Origin of the sequence: Pseudomonas fluorescens, assembly GCF_902497745.1 — a bacterium.
Classification (GTDB): domain Bacteria; phylum Pseudomonadota; class Gammaproteobacteria; order Pseudomonadales; family Pseudomonadaceae; genus Aquipseudomonas; species Aquipseudomonas fluorescens_BM.
The window spans coordinates 15,854-30,130 of sequence record NZ_CABVHJ010000006.1; the positions used below are offsets into that span (position 1 = coordinate 15,854).

Below are 14,277 nucleotides of genomic sequence, written 5' to 3' on the forward strand. Positions count from 1 at the left end.
TCATGTTCGAACGCCTGATCCAGTTTGCCATCGAGCAGCGCATCATCGTCCTGCTCGCCGTTCTGCTCATGGCCGGCCTCGGCATCGCCAGTTATCAAAAACTGCCGATCGACGCCGTGCCCGACATCACTAACGTCCAGGTACAGATCAACACCGGCGCCGCCGGGTTCTCGCCACTGGAAACCGAGCAGCGCATCACCTTCCCGATTGAAACCGCGATGGCCGGTCTGCCGGCACTTGAACAGACCCGTTCGCTGTCGCGCTCGGGGCTGTCGCAGGTCACGGTAATCTTCAAGGACGGCACCGACCTGTTCTTCGCCCGTCAACTGGTCAACGAGCGCTTGCAGATTGCCAAGGAGCAATTGCCCGAAGGCGCGGAGGCGGTGATGGGGCCGATTTCCACCGGCCTCGGCGAGATCTTTTTGTGGACCGTGGAAGCCAAGGAGGGCGCGCTCAAGGACGACGGCAGCGCGTACACACCGACCGATTTGCGGGTGATTCAGGACTGGATCATCAAGCCGCAATTGCGCAATGTGCCGGGTGTCGCCGAGATCAACACCATCGGCGGTTTCGCCAAGGAATATCAGATCGCGCCGGACCCGAAACGCCTGGCCGCGTACAAGCTGACGCTGACCGATCTGGTCACCGCACTTGAGCGTAACAACGCCAATGTCGGCGCCGGCTACATCGAGCGCAGCGGCGAGCAGTTGCTGATCCGCGCGCCGGGCCAGGTGGCGAGCACCGAGGACATCGCCAACATCGTCATGGCCAATGTCGACGGCACACCGATTCGAGTGAAAAACGTCGCTAGCGTGGAAATCGGTCGCGAATTGCGCAGCGGCGCGGCCACGGAAAACGGTCGCGAAGTGGTGCTCGGCACCGTGTTTATGTTGATCGGCGAGAACAGCCGTACGGTCTCGCAAGCGGTCGCCAGCAAGCTCGAACAGATCAATAAATCCTTGCCGCAAGGCGTGATCGCGGTGCCGGTGTACGACCGCACGCACCTGGTCGACAAAGCCATCGCCACGGTGAAAAAGAACCTGATCGAAGGCGCGATTCTGGTGATCGCGATTCTATTCCTGTTCCTCGGCAATATCCGCGCGGCGCTGATTACCGCGATGGTGATTCCGCTGTCGATGCTGTTCACCTTTACCGGCATGTTCAGCAACAAGGTCAGCGCCAACCTGATGAGTTTGGGCGCGCTGGACTTCGGCATCATCGTCGATGGCGCGGTGGTAATCGTTGAAAACACCCTGCGTCGCTTGGCCCATGCGCAGCAGCATCATGGGCGTTTGTTGACCCGTGCCGAGCGTTTCAAGGAGGTGTTCGCGGCGGCGAAAGAAGCGCGGCGACCGCTGATTTTCGGGCAGTTGATCATCATGGTCGTGTACCTGCCGATCTTCGCGCTCAGCGGCGTCGAAGGGAAAATGTTCCACCCGATGGCGTTCACGGTGGTCATCGCTTTGCTTGGCGCGATGCTGCTTTCCGTGACCTTTGTACCGGCGGCGATTGCGTTGTTCGTAACCGGCAAGGTCAAGGAAGAAGAGGGCGCGGTGATGCGCGGCGCACGTCGCGTTTATGCGCCGGCGCTGGCCTGGGTGATGAGTCATCGTACTGTCGCGGTGGGCGCTGCTTTGGGCGTGATCGTGCTCAGCGGTGTGCTCACCAGTCGTATGGGCAGCGAGTTTGTGCCCAGCCTCAGCGAAGGCGATTTTGCTCTGCAAGCGCTGCGCGTGCCGGGCACCAGCCTGACGCAATCGGTGGACATGCAGCAGCGCCTGGAGACATTGATTCTGGCGAAGGTGCCGGAAGTCGAGCGCGTCTTTGCCCGTACCGGCACCGCTGAAATCGCGTCCGATCCGATGCCGCCGAATATCTCCGACAGTTACGTGATGCTCAAACCGAAAGATCAGTGGCCAGACCCGGGCAAGTCCCGCGAAACCCTGATGGCGGAACTGCAAGCCGCCGCCGCGACGCTGCCGGGCAGCAACTATGAACTGTCGCAGCCGATTCAACTGCGCTTCAACGAACTGATCTCCGGGGTGCGCAGCGATGTCGCGGTGAAGGTGTTCGGTGATGACATGGATGTGCTCAATTCCACAGCGGCGAAGATTGCCGCAGCGATGCAGAAAGTGAATGGCGCGTCTGAAGTGAAGGTCGAACAAACCACCGGGTTGCCGGTGCTGACCATCAACATTGATCGCGACAAGGCTGCGCGTTATGGGCTGAATGTCGGTGATGTGCAGGACACCATCGCGGTCGCGGTCGGCGGGCGTCAGGCCGGGACGTTGTATGAAGGGGATCGGCGTTTCGACATGGTGGTGCGTTTGTCCGATGCCATGCGCAAGGACATCGACGGGCTGTCGGCGCTGCTGATTCCGGTGCCGGCGCCTCTGAATGCAGCGGCGAATCAGATCGGCTTCATCGCACTGCAAGACGTCGCCAGCCTCGATCTGGTGCTCGGGCCGAATCAGGTCAGCCGCGAAAACGGCAAGCGTCTGGTGATCGTCAGCGCCAACGTGCGCGGGCGTGATATCGGCTCGTTTGTCAGCGAGGCAGGCGAAGTGATCGAGCGTGATGTGCAAGTCCCGGCCGGTTACTGGACCAGTTGGGGCGGCCAGTTCGAACAACTGCAATCGGCGGCCAAGCGCTTGCAGATTGTCGTGCCGGTGGCGCTGCTGCTGGTGTTCGGCTTGTTGTTCATGATGTTCAACAATCTCAAGGATGGCTTGCTGGTGTTTACCGGAATTCCGTTTGCCTTGACCGGTGGGGTCATGGCGCTGTGGTTGCGTGATATTCCGTTGTCGATTTCGGCGGGTGTCGGGTTTATCGCGTTGTCCGGTGTGGCGGTGTTGAACGGCTTGGTGATGATTGCGTTTATTCGTAATTTGCGCGAGGAGGGGCGGTCGCTGTCGGACGCGATCCACGAGGGTGCGTTGACGCGTTTGCGGCCGGTGTTGATGACAGCGCTGGTGGCGTCGCTGGGGTTTATTCCGATGGCGCTGGCGACCGGCACAGGTGCGGAGGTGCAGCGGCCACTGGCGACCGTGGTGATCGGCGGGATTTTGTCTTCCACGATCCTCACACTGCTGATCTTGCCGGCGCTCTACCAACTCGCCCATCGCCGGGATGAGGACACCGCACTCAGTGACTAAGTGATCGCCCCTGTGGAAGCTAGTCTGCTAGCGATGGCGTCCTGCAGCCAAGGCCAGAATCGGGATGGGCGCTGAACCCTGAATGTGCCGCAGCGCTGGAAACGATGGCGACAAATGGCTGGCCGCACCTGTTAGTTCTTACAGTATCTGGCCAGGGAAAACAGGTTCATTCTTGGTTCATGATGCCAAGGACTCGCGTCACCATGAATACACACCATGACACAGCCACTCCGACCTTGTCGGTCATGGACCCGCGAGCATTGGCGATTCGCAGCGTTGCCTATTATCGGCATCCGGACCAAACCTACATCGAATCGCGTATTACCCGGCAGATCTTTGATGCGGCAGGGCGGCAAGTGGCGTCGTGGGATCCACGCTTGTGGGGCGCTGCGCCGAATCCGAATCTGGCCACCCGCTACACGTTGAGCGGACAATCGGTACTGACAGACAGCGTTGACGCCGGTTGGCGGTTGAGCCTGTTGAGTGAAGCTGGTTCGATGTGTTCTGGCTGGGATGCGCGGGGCAACCAGAGCCATCACCAATACGATGCGCTCCAACGGCCGATAGCGCTCATCGAGCAAGCGCACGGTGGGCCATCTCAGGTGGTTGAGCGTCGGGTTTATGGGGATGCCACGGATGAATGCGCGCTGCACAATCAGTGTGGCCAACTGATTCGCCATGACGATCCTGCCGGCAACCGGCACTTCAATGGATTTGGCCTTGGCGGGGCAGTGCTGGTGGAGTCGCGGCGCTTTTTGATTGAGCTTGCGCCGCCCGACTGGCCACCCGAACCCGCCGACCGGGAAGAGTATCTCGAAGAAAAAGTGTACGTCACCCGCCAGACATTCATCCCGACAGGTGAGCTTCAGCGTCATACCGATGCGGTGGGTAACATCAAAACGGTGCATTACGGCGTGGCTGGAAAGCCTCGCGCGACCTGGCTTCTGCTGGCCGGCGGGGGCAAGACGCCGAAATGCCTGGTCAGCGAAATCTGTTACAACGCTCAGGACCAGGTCGAAAGTGAAGCGGCTGGTAACGGTGTTATTGCCCGTGCCGAGTACAGCAGTGAAGACGGCCGGTTACTTAGACTAGTGGCAGCTGCCGGCGTACAAACACCCTTGCAGGATCTTAACTACAGCTATGACCCGGTGGGCAACATCGTCGGTCTGGAAGACAAAGCCGTGGCGGTAAGTTACTTCAACAATCAACGTGTCGAACCGGTCAGCCGATATCGCTACGACAGCCTGTACCAACTGATTGAAGCCAAGGGCTGGGAAGTCAGTAACCCAAGTCACGGCCCGGCATTGCCGGATCTGTTGCCGACTCCGCTGGACCCCAATCAACGACGCAATTACACCCAGACATTTGATTACGATGCGGCGGGTAATCTGATCACTCGTCACCACAGTGGCACCCCGGGTTTTTCGATGTTTACCTCTGCTGGCAACAATCGAAGTCTGGGGCAGCGTGATGACGGTTCTCTGCCAGAAGAGAGCGATATCGTTAACGGATTCGATACCTGCGGCAATCAGTTGGAGCTGTTACGCGGGCAGACAATGGTTTGGGATGTACGCAATCAGCTGGATCAGGTCACTTTGGTTTCGCGTGAAAACAGCACGGATGACTGCGAATGTTTTCGCTACGACCGACATGGGCATCGTTTGCGCAAAGTGTCCATCAAGCAGGCTTCCGGTCGAACCCTTCGCAGCGAGGTTCGCTATCTCGATGGTCTTGAATTACGTTACAGCGCCGGTGATGGCGAGTATCAGGTCATCAATGTCGAGCTCGGTCGAACTTCTGTACAGATACTCCATTGGCCTGACGGTGCTCATGCCGATCAAGTTCGGTACAGCTATGGTGATCTTGTTGGTTCCTCTACGTTGGAGCTGGATGCGCAAGCCGGCATTCTGACACTGGAACACTATTACCCTTTCGGTGGTACAGCATGCTGGGCCGGAAAAAGTGGGGAGGTGGCGACATACAAAACCAATCGGTATTCAGGGAAGGAACGGGACGCAACGGGGCTTTATTACTACGGTTTTCGGTACTGCGCGCCTTGGTTGCAGCGTTGGATGAGCCCGGATCCGGCCTTTGATGGGCTTAACCTGTTTGCAATGGTCGGCAACAACCCGATATGCATTGTTGACTCCGACGGTTTGGAGGGGAGCAATGCGCAGAACAGATGGCGTAGGGCATACGCTGGAGTCGTGGCGTCAAAAGATGGTGTATGGGTACGCACTGTTGGCCCGGGAATAATTGCAGTCGACGTCACTGGCGGTAATGAGCTTTTCAACCGCATGGGAATGGATATGGGGCGCTCCGTCAAAGGTGACAGGAGTCTTGCCTATTTGTCTCTTGATCCGTCAATGCGAGGCAAAGTGGCTGGGACCGAACTGGGTATTCGTCTGAATACAGTGTCGGGAGAAAACATAAAGTTGCAAGCAGGTCTTCAGAACGCGGCTGTCGTAGCCTATGTAAATGGTGGTTTTTTCAACCTGAAAAATCAGGCTAGCAAGTACGTCTCGCCCTTTGCGTCGATCGGCCCCAGCAAGATCGGAGGTCAAAAGCAGATATATGCGCCTGTACCTTCTGACTATCGAAGACATTTTGTGACAGTCCGAATGAGAGACGGCTCGAGGATTGAAGCCGGGCCTCTTCTGTCGCAGGGCGGCGAAGCTGCTTTTCCGGAAAGCATGTTAGGTCAGACCAGGTTTCTCTTTGACCCCAAGAACAATCACCCGGGAAAGTTGGGTCATGCAGGTTCACCTAACATTCGTTCGGGAATCACTTTGCCCGGCGGATCAGAAACCGGGCAGCGTACGCGTCTGGCATGGGGCAACAGCACCGGACGTAACGAAACGGCTACGGGTTATACAATGCCTGAATGGTCCAGAGTGATGGCCAGGCTTGAAGGTATGAGTGGAGCTGGAGGATGGTCAGTGAACCTTGATGGCGGATATTCCGCCGGGATTGGTGTGGTTGGCGCGCAGGGTGATGTGCTCTACAGGCGACCTCAGGAGGGCGCGCCAGTCAGATCCATCGGCAACTTCTTTGCCTACTATCAAAAGCCCCAGAGGCAGGGTTTTTTCAAAAAATGGTTTTCATGAATATTGGCGGATAAGCTTTTTTCCATCGTACCTGTTAGTTCTTACAGTATCGGGCGAAGGAAAACAGGTGCAGTCTTGGTCCACTGATGCCAAGGACTCGCGTAGCCATGAAGACTCACCATGACACCGCCACTCCGACCTTGTCGGTCATGGACCCGCGAGCATTGGCGATTCGCAGCGTTGCCTATTATCGGCATCCGGACCAAACCGACATCGAATCGCGTATTACCCGGCAGATCTTTGATGCGGCAGGGCGTCAGGTGGCATCGTGGGATCCGCGATTGTGGGGAACGGCGCCGAAGCCGAACCTGGCTACCACGTACGGACTGAGCGGGCAGGCATTGCTGTCGGACAGCGTCGACGCCGGTTGGCAGTTGAGTCTGCCGGATCAGGCCGGCTCATTGCGTTGTTCCTGGGACGCCCGAGGTAGCGAATGCCATCGCGACTATGACGACCTGCAGCGCCCGATTGTTGTGACGGAGCGGGTCTGTGGCGAACAGCCTCGTGTGGTTGAGCGATTGAGCTATGCCGATGCGGATGATGCTTTCGTCCAGCACAATCAGTGCGGTCGCCTGTTCCGCCATGATGACCCGGCGGGAACCCGGCTCATCCACGACTATGGTCTGGCCGGTGCCGAGCTGGTCGAATCGCGGCGCATGCTGACGGACCTCGATCTGCCCGACTGGCCCAGCGACCCTTCACACCGTGATGTGTTTCTGGAGGAGCAGTCCTACGTCACCCGCTACGTTTTCTGTCCGACCGGTGAACTCCAGCGGCAGACCGACGCCATGAACAATGCTCAAACCTTCCATCACGACGTGGCGGGCAAACTTTCTGCGATGTGGCTTCACCCGGCCGGCGCGGATAAGCAGCCCAAGTGCCTGGTCAGTGCTATCCGTTACAACGCGCACGAGCAGATCGAACATGAGACCGCCGGTAATCGTGTCACGACCCGCGCAGAGTACAGCCCTGAGGATGGTCGGCTGCTGAAGCTCAGCGCAGCCGTCGGCGAACGAACACCGTTGCAGGATTTGCACTACGTCTACGACCCGGTGGGCAATATCGTCAGCCTCGAAGACAAAACCCAGGCCGTGACTTACTTCAATCAGCAGCGCATCGAACCGGTCAGCCGCTATCGTTATGACAGCCTGTATCAACTGGTCGAAGCCAAAGGCTGGGAAGTCAGCCAGCCGAGCCATGGCCCGGCATTACCGGATCTGCTGCCCACACCGCTGGACCCGAATCAGCGGCGCAACTACATCCAGACATTCGATTACGACGCGGCGGGCAATCTGCTCACCCGTCATCACAGCGGTGCGCCGGGTTTTTCGATGTTCACCTCTGCTTGCAGCAATCGAAGTCTGGCCCAGCGCGACGATGGCTCTCTGCCGGGAGAACCGCAGATTTCGCAAGGATTTGATCTCGCTGGCAATCAGTTGGAATTGCAGCGCGGACAGGCCATGAGCTGGGATGTGCGCAATCAATTGAGACGAGTGACGTTGGTGCGACGCCAGGACGAGCCGAATGACGACGAAGGTTATGTCTATGACCGACTCGGCCATCGCTTGCGTAAAACCCACCTCAGCCAGACATCCGGGCAAACCCTGAAATCAGAAGTGCGTTATCTGCCGGGTCTTGAGGTGCATCGCGAAGCGAACGGAAAAGAGCGGCATGTCATCAGTATCGAGGCCGGGCGTAATCAGGTGCGAATGCTGCATTGGCCAGATGGCGCTGAAAGCGATCAACTGCGTTACAGCCTGAGTGATCATCTGGGTTCCAGCGTTCTGGAGTTGGACGATGACGCAGGAATATTGAGTCAGGAGCATTATTACCCGTTTGGTGGTGCGGCGTGCTGGGCGGGTAAAAGTGCAGTGGCGGCGAAAAGAAAAACGATTCGTTACTCGGGGAAAGAGCGGGATGCGACCGGGCTTTATTATTATGGATATCGATATTACGCGCCGTGGTTGCGGCGCTGGATAAGTTCTGATCCTGCGGGAGCAGTTAATGGATTGAATTTGTTTTGCTTTGCTGCGAATGCGCCTGTTGTTAATAAGGATCTGGATGGGAGGTGGTTTTATGAGGGCGAAAATGATTTTATTGAAATGTCACTCGTCAAATCAGGTAAACAGATCGTGTCACGCGGACTTGATCAGTTTCCTATGCATCTATCAGGCATCATAAACTCACAGTTATCTGAAATGGGGCGGGTATTTTCTGAAGCGATTTATGCATCAGCGCAGGGCGGTACAGAATATTCAGATGTCTTACAAAGTTATTTCGGCCCTGAATACACGGCTATAGAAAATCAACTTCCACAAGTTTGGAAGCGTGGGTTAGATCTGACGAATGCTTATGGCGGGCAGGCAGCAAGAGGGAAATTCTTAGGTTTTATCGGAGGGCCGGGACCTGAGAGGCACTCAAATGCGGAGGTCAGGCCAGACGATTTTTATGGACGAATTGCTATTAATTTATCCAGGATGGGTGGTGAGTTTGATATGGTTTTGGGGCACGAATTAATGCATTTGAACAGGGTTAACAGAGTTGTACCTGTCGGGCTGAATGCGATGGATAATTTCTATTTGAACTCTAGAAGTCCTGAAATTTTGAACTATCCAGTGATGCAGTACGAACTCCCGGCTAGAGGGATTTCAGAAGCTATTATGAATGGTGGTTTAACTCTGGAATTTTCAGAAAGGTATCCGGCATCCCATCGTGATTTCATGACGTCCGTTGAGAATTATATGGGGCTGCCAGGTATGCTGGATCTTGAAACTTCGATTTCCATTTTTAATGAGGCTCCTCATATGCGAGCGCAAATGGCTTTAAATAACGCGGACAGTGTTGTTTTTGCGGCAAAAAGCATGAGTCAGCTTTATCGGGTGAGGCAGGAGAGCAGTAGTTTATTTTACAACTTGATTAATGGCTGAAAACTGCCGTTGATTCAAACCTCTAATTGGCGAAATGCAGCGGAAAGTCCGCCCCGGCGGGCGGCACAAAGTGAAAGGTCGATCCCACCGATGGAGGAAGTTGGCGCCGTACTCAGCGCTTGTAAGCCCCCGCGCCAACCGGTCCCCCAACTGAATCACCGCCACCAACGCCACCCGCAAGACAATCACCGTCACCATGATCTGGCTCGCACAGCAGGTCGAGAATCGATTGCGTGGTTCCGGGCCGAAAAAGGATGCTCAGTAAAAACGAGTGCTCGCGCTCATCGCCAGTCAGGCAGGCTCCCACAGTTGGTTTTGTGTCCGGCTTCGAAAGAGTGCCCGGCACATAACGGATATGTAATTTCCCCGCCACCGTCACGCAAGGTTCGGATTGTTACCTTGATCCCGTCAGCTACTTAAACGAGGAATCAACGATGAAACTTGCCCGACTCAGTGCTTTCGCCGCCGCTCTGGCGATCTCTTCCGTGGCGTTGGCCGAAGGCGGCGGTGACCGTACTTTCGAGCGGATGATGACCAGCAACGACCGCTCCATGGAGTTGTTCGTCGCCAAGGAAAAAGCCGCCGGCAACCCGGTTGTTGTCACTGACAAGAAAGACGACAAAACCCGCGATCTGTAAACCTGCTGCACCTGAACAAGCCCGTTATCGCGCATCGATGCCGGGCTTTTTTTACGCCCGGATGGGAAGGAAATGGATATGAACATACTCAAGTGGATCGCGTTCGCCGCTGTCATGGCGATGTCTGTGAATGTGCTGGCTGAAGGTGGCGGTGATCGCACTTTCGAACGCGCGCTCAGCGCCAACGGCAAAGCCATGGAACAGTACGCCGCTAACCAGGGCAAAGCTCCGCCGGTGGTGAAGGATTACGAATACGGAATGAAGCTGGACGTGGTCAGAGTGGTGAGCGTTGTGAAGCCTCAGCCTGCTTGCAAAGTGGTGCCGACGGCCATGACTTATGAGGACTCCAAGGGGCAGCTCAACACCATCAAGTACAACGTCATGGGCGTGTGTCGTAACGGCGGTAGCTGAATCCGCCACGCCAAAACGCGGTCCCGTGTAGGAGCTGCCGAAGGCTGCGATCTTTTGATTTTAAAGATCAAGATCAAAAGATCGCAGCCTTCGGCAGCTCCTACACGTTCTGTATTTCAATTCGTAATGTTTAAGTGTTGTGTGGGAAGTGCGGAACCTTCCCACAATGTTTTCAGGTTGTCCGTCGGACGTCCGCTCTCTAGCCTGTGTGGGTCGCTGCCAATTCAGCGATCGGGATTGGAACCCCGCGGCTCAACTGAAGCAAAACGCACTGTTCATGACGTATGCTTGCGCACTTTCATGTGTGCACTCCGTTATGGCGGCTGTGCGCGGGAGACTTCGAGTCTGTCGGGTTTGCTCAGTTGCCCGGGTTCCAACCTGCGTACAGCTGCCACCCTTTCGCGTGGAACCGAAAGGGCCAGCTCCACCTTCAAGCTGAGTAAAACATTATGAAAAAGCCAACACCCAATCCCCCCGAAACAGACGTCACCCCTGACGCCACCTCAACATCCCCCTACGTCTGCGTTGAGACCAGAAAACTCCACGAAGCCGCCGACCGCGCCCTCGATTTCTATCTGAAACCGTCAGCCGCGATCATGTCCGCACCGTACATCCCCAACCAGATGTTCCTGGTCAATCCCAAAGCCGACACCGAATCATTACTGGCCAACGCCAGCGAATCGCTGTCGTCGGCCACAGTGATGCTCGGTGACTTCGCGGCGATGCTGGAAGGCACCCACCGCAAGACACTGTTGGGTATCGCGCAGGTCGTCATGCTTGGTGAACTCGCGGTGAACAAGGCGCTGGATAACGTCGAGCCTGCGGCGTAGTTATCAATGGCCAGTTTTTAGCCGTTGTTTTTGCGTTGACCTCAAAATCCTGCCCCCTCACCCCAGCCCTCTCCCCCGAGGGGGGCGAGGGGGAAAGGGAGCAGATCTTCAAGCCCTTCAAAATCAGAGTACGCCTAGGTTTTTCGGGTCGATGTATCTTCGACAACCAACTCGGTCAGTCCCCTCTCTCCCAGGGGGGCGAGGGGGAAAGGGAGCAGATCTTAAAGCCATTCAAAACCACAGTACGCCTCGGTTTTTCAGGTCGATGTATCTTCAACAACCAACTCGGTCAGTCCCCTCTACCTCTGGGAGAGGGCTAGGGTGAGGGCCGGGCCTGAACCTGGAAAACATAACCACTGCACAACGCCGAGCAAAAAAAGGCGCCCGAAGGACGCCAATAGATTCATCTCTTACCAAAGGAGCAAGGCGCTTCTAAAGGTGAATTTGCATCAACCGCAACGGCCGGCACTGACGCGGACTCATGGTTCAGTTTGCGTCGGGCAATCTCTGCGCCGCGCAGACGCAGCGGCGTTTCGATAAAGCGGTAATTGAGTTCACTCAAGATCACCAGCACAACCAGCGACGTGACGATCAGCTCAAGGGTAAAACGCCCATCCAGCGGCACGCCCTGACTCGCCGCCACACGGGTCCAGATTTCGGTGCTCAGGTGATTGGTAAACACGTGGATCACGTACAGGCCATACGACCGCGAGCCGAGCCATTGCATGAAGCCGCGCATGAACAGCGGGCAATAGATGTAGCCTTTCTGATAACTCGCCAGCCAGACAATCACGACCGCGACGATCGCGACCATGCCCACGGCAATCGGTAGGGCAATCAGTTGAATGGCCACGGCGCCGAGCATGTAAAGCAGAAACAGCGTGCACAGCAGCGGCTTGAATGGCCCCTGAGCCAACCCGAGCGGTTCTATCTGCTGATAGAGGCGGCTACGCGTGAACAGGCACAGGAGAATTCCCCAGAGCATGGCGTCGAGGCGGAAGTTGGTGAGCATGATGCTGGCCGGGGTGCCGAACGGGTTGCGGTCCACACCGAACTGCAAGGCAATCAGCGCGAACAGGGCAATGACCCGCCAGCGCGGCGCCGTGATAAACAACAGAAAAAACGGCAAGACGAAGTAGAACTGCTCCTCAAGCGCCAGACTCCAGTAGTGCGGGCTGGAAGCCAATAGTGAGCCGTAACCATGTGCCAGGTTAGCGCTGAAGGTGGCAACAGCGGTGAAGCTGCGCAGGTTGTCGAACCACGAACCGAAGGCGTTCGACTGGTTGAAAACGAGAGAGAAGCACAGCGGTATAAGCATCCACAGCCAGGCTGTGGGCAAGAGACGGTAGGCGCGCCGCAACCAGAAACACGCGGCGGCCAGACCAAACTGACCCTGCGCGCGGTGCTTGTCGAAGTAGTCCAGATAAGCCTTGCTCACCACGAAACCGGAAATGCAGAAGAACAGGTCTACCCCGGTCCACGGCATGAAAATCGAGAACATCCTCAGCAGCGTGTCGGTATGGAACGGCAGCATCATGGTGACATGGCTGAAAAAGGTCAGGCCGACGGCCGCGCCTCGCAGGTACTCGATTTCCAGATTCTTGCGGCTACTCATCGGTCCCTCGTTATTCTTGTTGTTCAGCGCAGGCGAAGATGGCAGGTGGCCGGCGCTGCGGTCAAGCCAACGATGGCTTTGTGCAGAGCAAAAAAAGGCGCCCCGAAGGACGCCAAAAGATTCACCTCTTACCAAAGGAGCAAGGAGCTTCTAAAGGTGAATTTGTATCGACCGTCCGGTCAGAGAATGGCCAGGGGGTACTCGACAATCACTCGCACTTCCTCCAGGTCCGACTCGAACGCCGTGGCGCGAGTGGTGGCTTGGCGCAGGCGCAGCGAGAGGTCTTTCATCGAACCGCTCTGCACCACGTATTTGACTTCCACATCGCGTTCCCAACGCTTCTGATCGGTCAGCGGATTACCCTCGGCATCGCGGCGCATGTATACGGCGTTGGCGTTGGAATAATCGGCGTCGGTGCCGCGCGCGTAACGGGTCATGAACGACAAACCGGGTACGCCATAAGTGCTCATGTCGAGGTCATAACGCACCATCCATGAACGTTCTTTCGGCGAGTTGAAATCGCTGTACTGGATCGAGTTGTCGAGGAAGATCGAGTCGGACTGGCGCAGGTAATCGAAGTCGTCATTGCCGTTGTTGCGCTGGTGGGAGAGGGCAACGGAGTGGGCACCCAGCTTGACGCCAACGCGGCCGCTCCAGATGTTGTTGTCGAACTCGCCGAGCAGTTGTTTACCCTCATCGACGGCCTTGTAATAGTTCAGGCCACCGAACAGCGACAGGTCATCCGACAGCGGATAGGTCCATGCGGTGCCGGCGTAATACTGATTCCACGCATCCTTGAGACGGCTGGAATACAGGCTGAAAGTGAGATTCTTGTTCAGCACGTAATCGCCGCCGCCATAAGCGATCCACGGTGAGTTGACTGGACCGGCGTAAAACGTGGCGAAGTTCTCACGCATGTCGCTGGACACCGGTTGGCTCATCGCGTGCAACCGCCCGCCCTGCACTGACAAACCTTCGAGGCTGGTGTTGGTCGCCGTCACCCCGCGAAAACTTTCCGGCAGCAGGCGCGAGTCACCGGCCGCCACCATCGGGTTGGCCGGGAACACATCACCGACCTTGACCACTGTATCGAACGCCCGGATTTTCGCCGCGCCACCGACCTTGGTGTATTCGTCCCGCGCCTCGCCATCACTGTTGACCGGCAACACATCAAACGAACTGCGCCCGCCATTACGGCCGTCACCGGTATCGAGTTTCAGCCCGATCATCGCAAACGCATCAACACCGACCCCGACGGTGGCTTGGGTGAAACCGGATTCGAACTTGCTGATCACGGCATGCGCCCAGGCTTCGGAATAACCGTTGTCGGTCGGGCTGGACTGGCCGTTGCGATGATCACGATTGAAGTAGAGGTTGCGGTTGAGCACTGTCAGGCTGCTGCCTTCGACAAAGCCTTCAGGCTTGTCTTCAGCAAACACCGTGGACGGCCCGGCGCCGACCACCACCGCTAAAGCGGCCATCGACATTTTTGAATTGTTAACCATCAAACACTCCTTGGGTTCGGCAGAACGGGAACGTGCTTCGGCGTGGGTTTTGTTGTGCGACAGGCAAGGGCCCGCCGGCATTGGTCGCC

General features: G+C 56.9%; 8 protein-coding genes. 6 read left to right on the plus strand and 2 right to left on the minus strand.

Annotated features, from left to right (window positions below; all coding sequences use genetic code 11):
• Nucleotides 1-2: 2 nt before the first annotated feature.
• The 6 genes from F8N44_RS10825 (at nt 3) to F8N44_RS10850 (ending at nt 11,068) form a co-directional block, all read left to right on the plus strand.
• Nucleotides 3-3,155, plus strand: a complete 3,153-nt coding sequence (locus tag F8N44_RS10825; RefSeq protein ID WP_150650292.1) for a CusA/CzcA family heavy metal efflux RND transporter — start codon at nt 3-5, stop codon at nt 3,153-3,155.
• 203 nt (nt 3,156-3,358) lie between these two features.
• Nucleotides 3,359-6,262 carry an RHS repeat-associated core domain-containing protein gene (locus F8N44_RS10830; protein WP_150650293.1) on the plus strand — a complete coding sequence of 968 codons (2,904 nt, stop codon included), beginning with the start codon at nt 3,359-3,361 and terminating at the stop codon, nt 6,260-6,262.
• Between the two features lie 107 nt (nt 6,263-6,369).
• Complete coding sequence (locus F8N44_RS10835; RefSeq protein ID WP_150650294.1) at nt 6,370-9,189, plus strand: RHS repeat domain-containing protein; 2,820 nt, start codon at nt 6,370-6,372, stop codon at nt 9,187-9,189.
• A gap of 434 nt (nt 9,190-9,623) precedes the next feature.
• Nucleotides 9,624-9,827, plus strand: a complete 204-nt coding sequence (locus tag F8N44_RS10840; protein WP_034155758.1) for a co-regulatory protein PtrA N-terminal domain-containing protein — start codon at nt 9,624-9,626, stop codon at nt 9,825-9,827.
• Nucleotides 9,828-9,905: 78 nt separating this feature from the next.
• Nucleotides 9,906-10,238: a DUF2790 domain-containing protein gene (locus F8N44_RS10845; protein WP_150650295.1), complete on the plus strand. Its 333-nt coding sequence runs from the start codon at nt 9,906-9,908 to the stop codon at nt 10,236-10,238.
• Nucleotides 10,239-10,687: 449 nt separating this feature from the next.
• Nucleotides 10,688-11,068, plus strand: coding sequence for a DUF6124 family protein (locus F8N44_RS10850; protein WP_150650296.1), 381 nt, complete (start codon nt 10,688-10,690; stop codon nt 11,066-11,068).
• 403 nt (nt 11,069-11,471) lie between these two features.
• On the opposite strand, the gene F8N44_RS10855 is transcribed toward F8N44_RS10850, so the two are convergent.
• Entirely contained in the window at nt 11,472-12,683 is a 1,212-nt protein-coding gene (locus F8N44_RS10855) for an acyltransferase family protein (protein WP_150650297.1), read from the minus strand.
• A gap of 179 nt (nt 12,684-12,862) precedes the next feature.
• Nucleotides 12,863-14,188 (minus strand): OprD family porin, encoded by a 1,326-nt coding sequence (locus F8N44_RS10860; RefSeq protein WP_150650298.1) that lies wholly within the window; start codon nt 14,186-14,188, stop codon nt 12,863-12,865.
• Nucleotides 14,189-14,277 lie beyond the last annotated feature (89 nt).

Excerpts from the sequence above, each read along its gene's own strand:
- F8N44_RS10835 (WP_150650294.1), top strand. The coding sequence starts at position 6,370 with ATGAAGACTCACCATGACACCGCCACTCCGACCTTGTCGGTCATGGAC.
- F8N44_RS10845 (WP_150650295.1), top strand. The coding sequence starts at position 9,906 with ATGAACATACTCAAGTGGATCGCGTTCGCCGCTGTCATGGCGATGTCT.
- F8N44_RS10850 (WP_150650296.1), top strand. The coding sequence starts at position 10,688 with ATGAAAAAGCCAACACCCAATCCCCCCGAAACAGACGTCACCCCTGAC.
- F8N44_RS10840 (WP_034155758.1), top strand. The coding sequence starts at position 9,624 with ATGAAACTTGCCCGACTCAGTGCTTTCGCCGCCGCTCTGGCGATCTCT.
- F8N44_RS10830 (WP_150650293.1), top strand. The coding sequence starts at position 3,359 with ATGAATACACACCATGACACAGCCACTCCGACCTTGTCGGTCATGGAC.
- F8N44_RS10825 (WP_150650292.1), top strand. The coding sequence starts at position 3 with ATGTTCGAACGCCTGATCCAGTTTGCCATCGAGCAGCGCATCATCGTC.
- F8N44_RS10860 (WP_150650298.1), bottom strand. The coding sequence starts at position 14,188 with ATGGTTAACAATTCAAAAATGTCGATGGCCGCTTTAGCGGTGGTGGTC.
- F8N44_RS10855 (WP_150650297.1), bottom strand. The coding sequence starts at position 12,683 with ATGAGTAGCCGCAAGAATCTGGAAATCGAGTACCTGCGAGGCGCGGCC.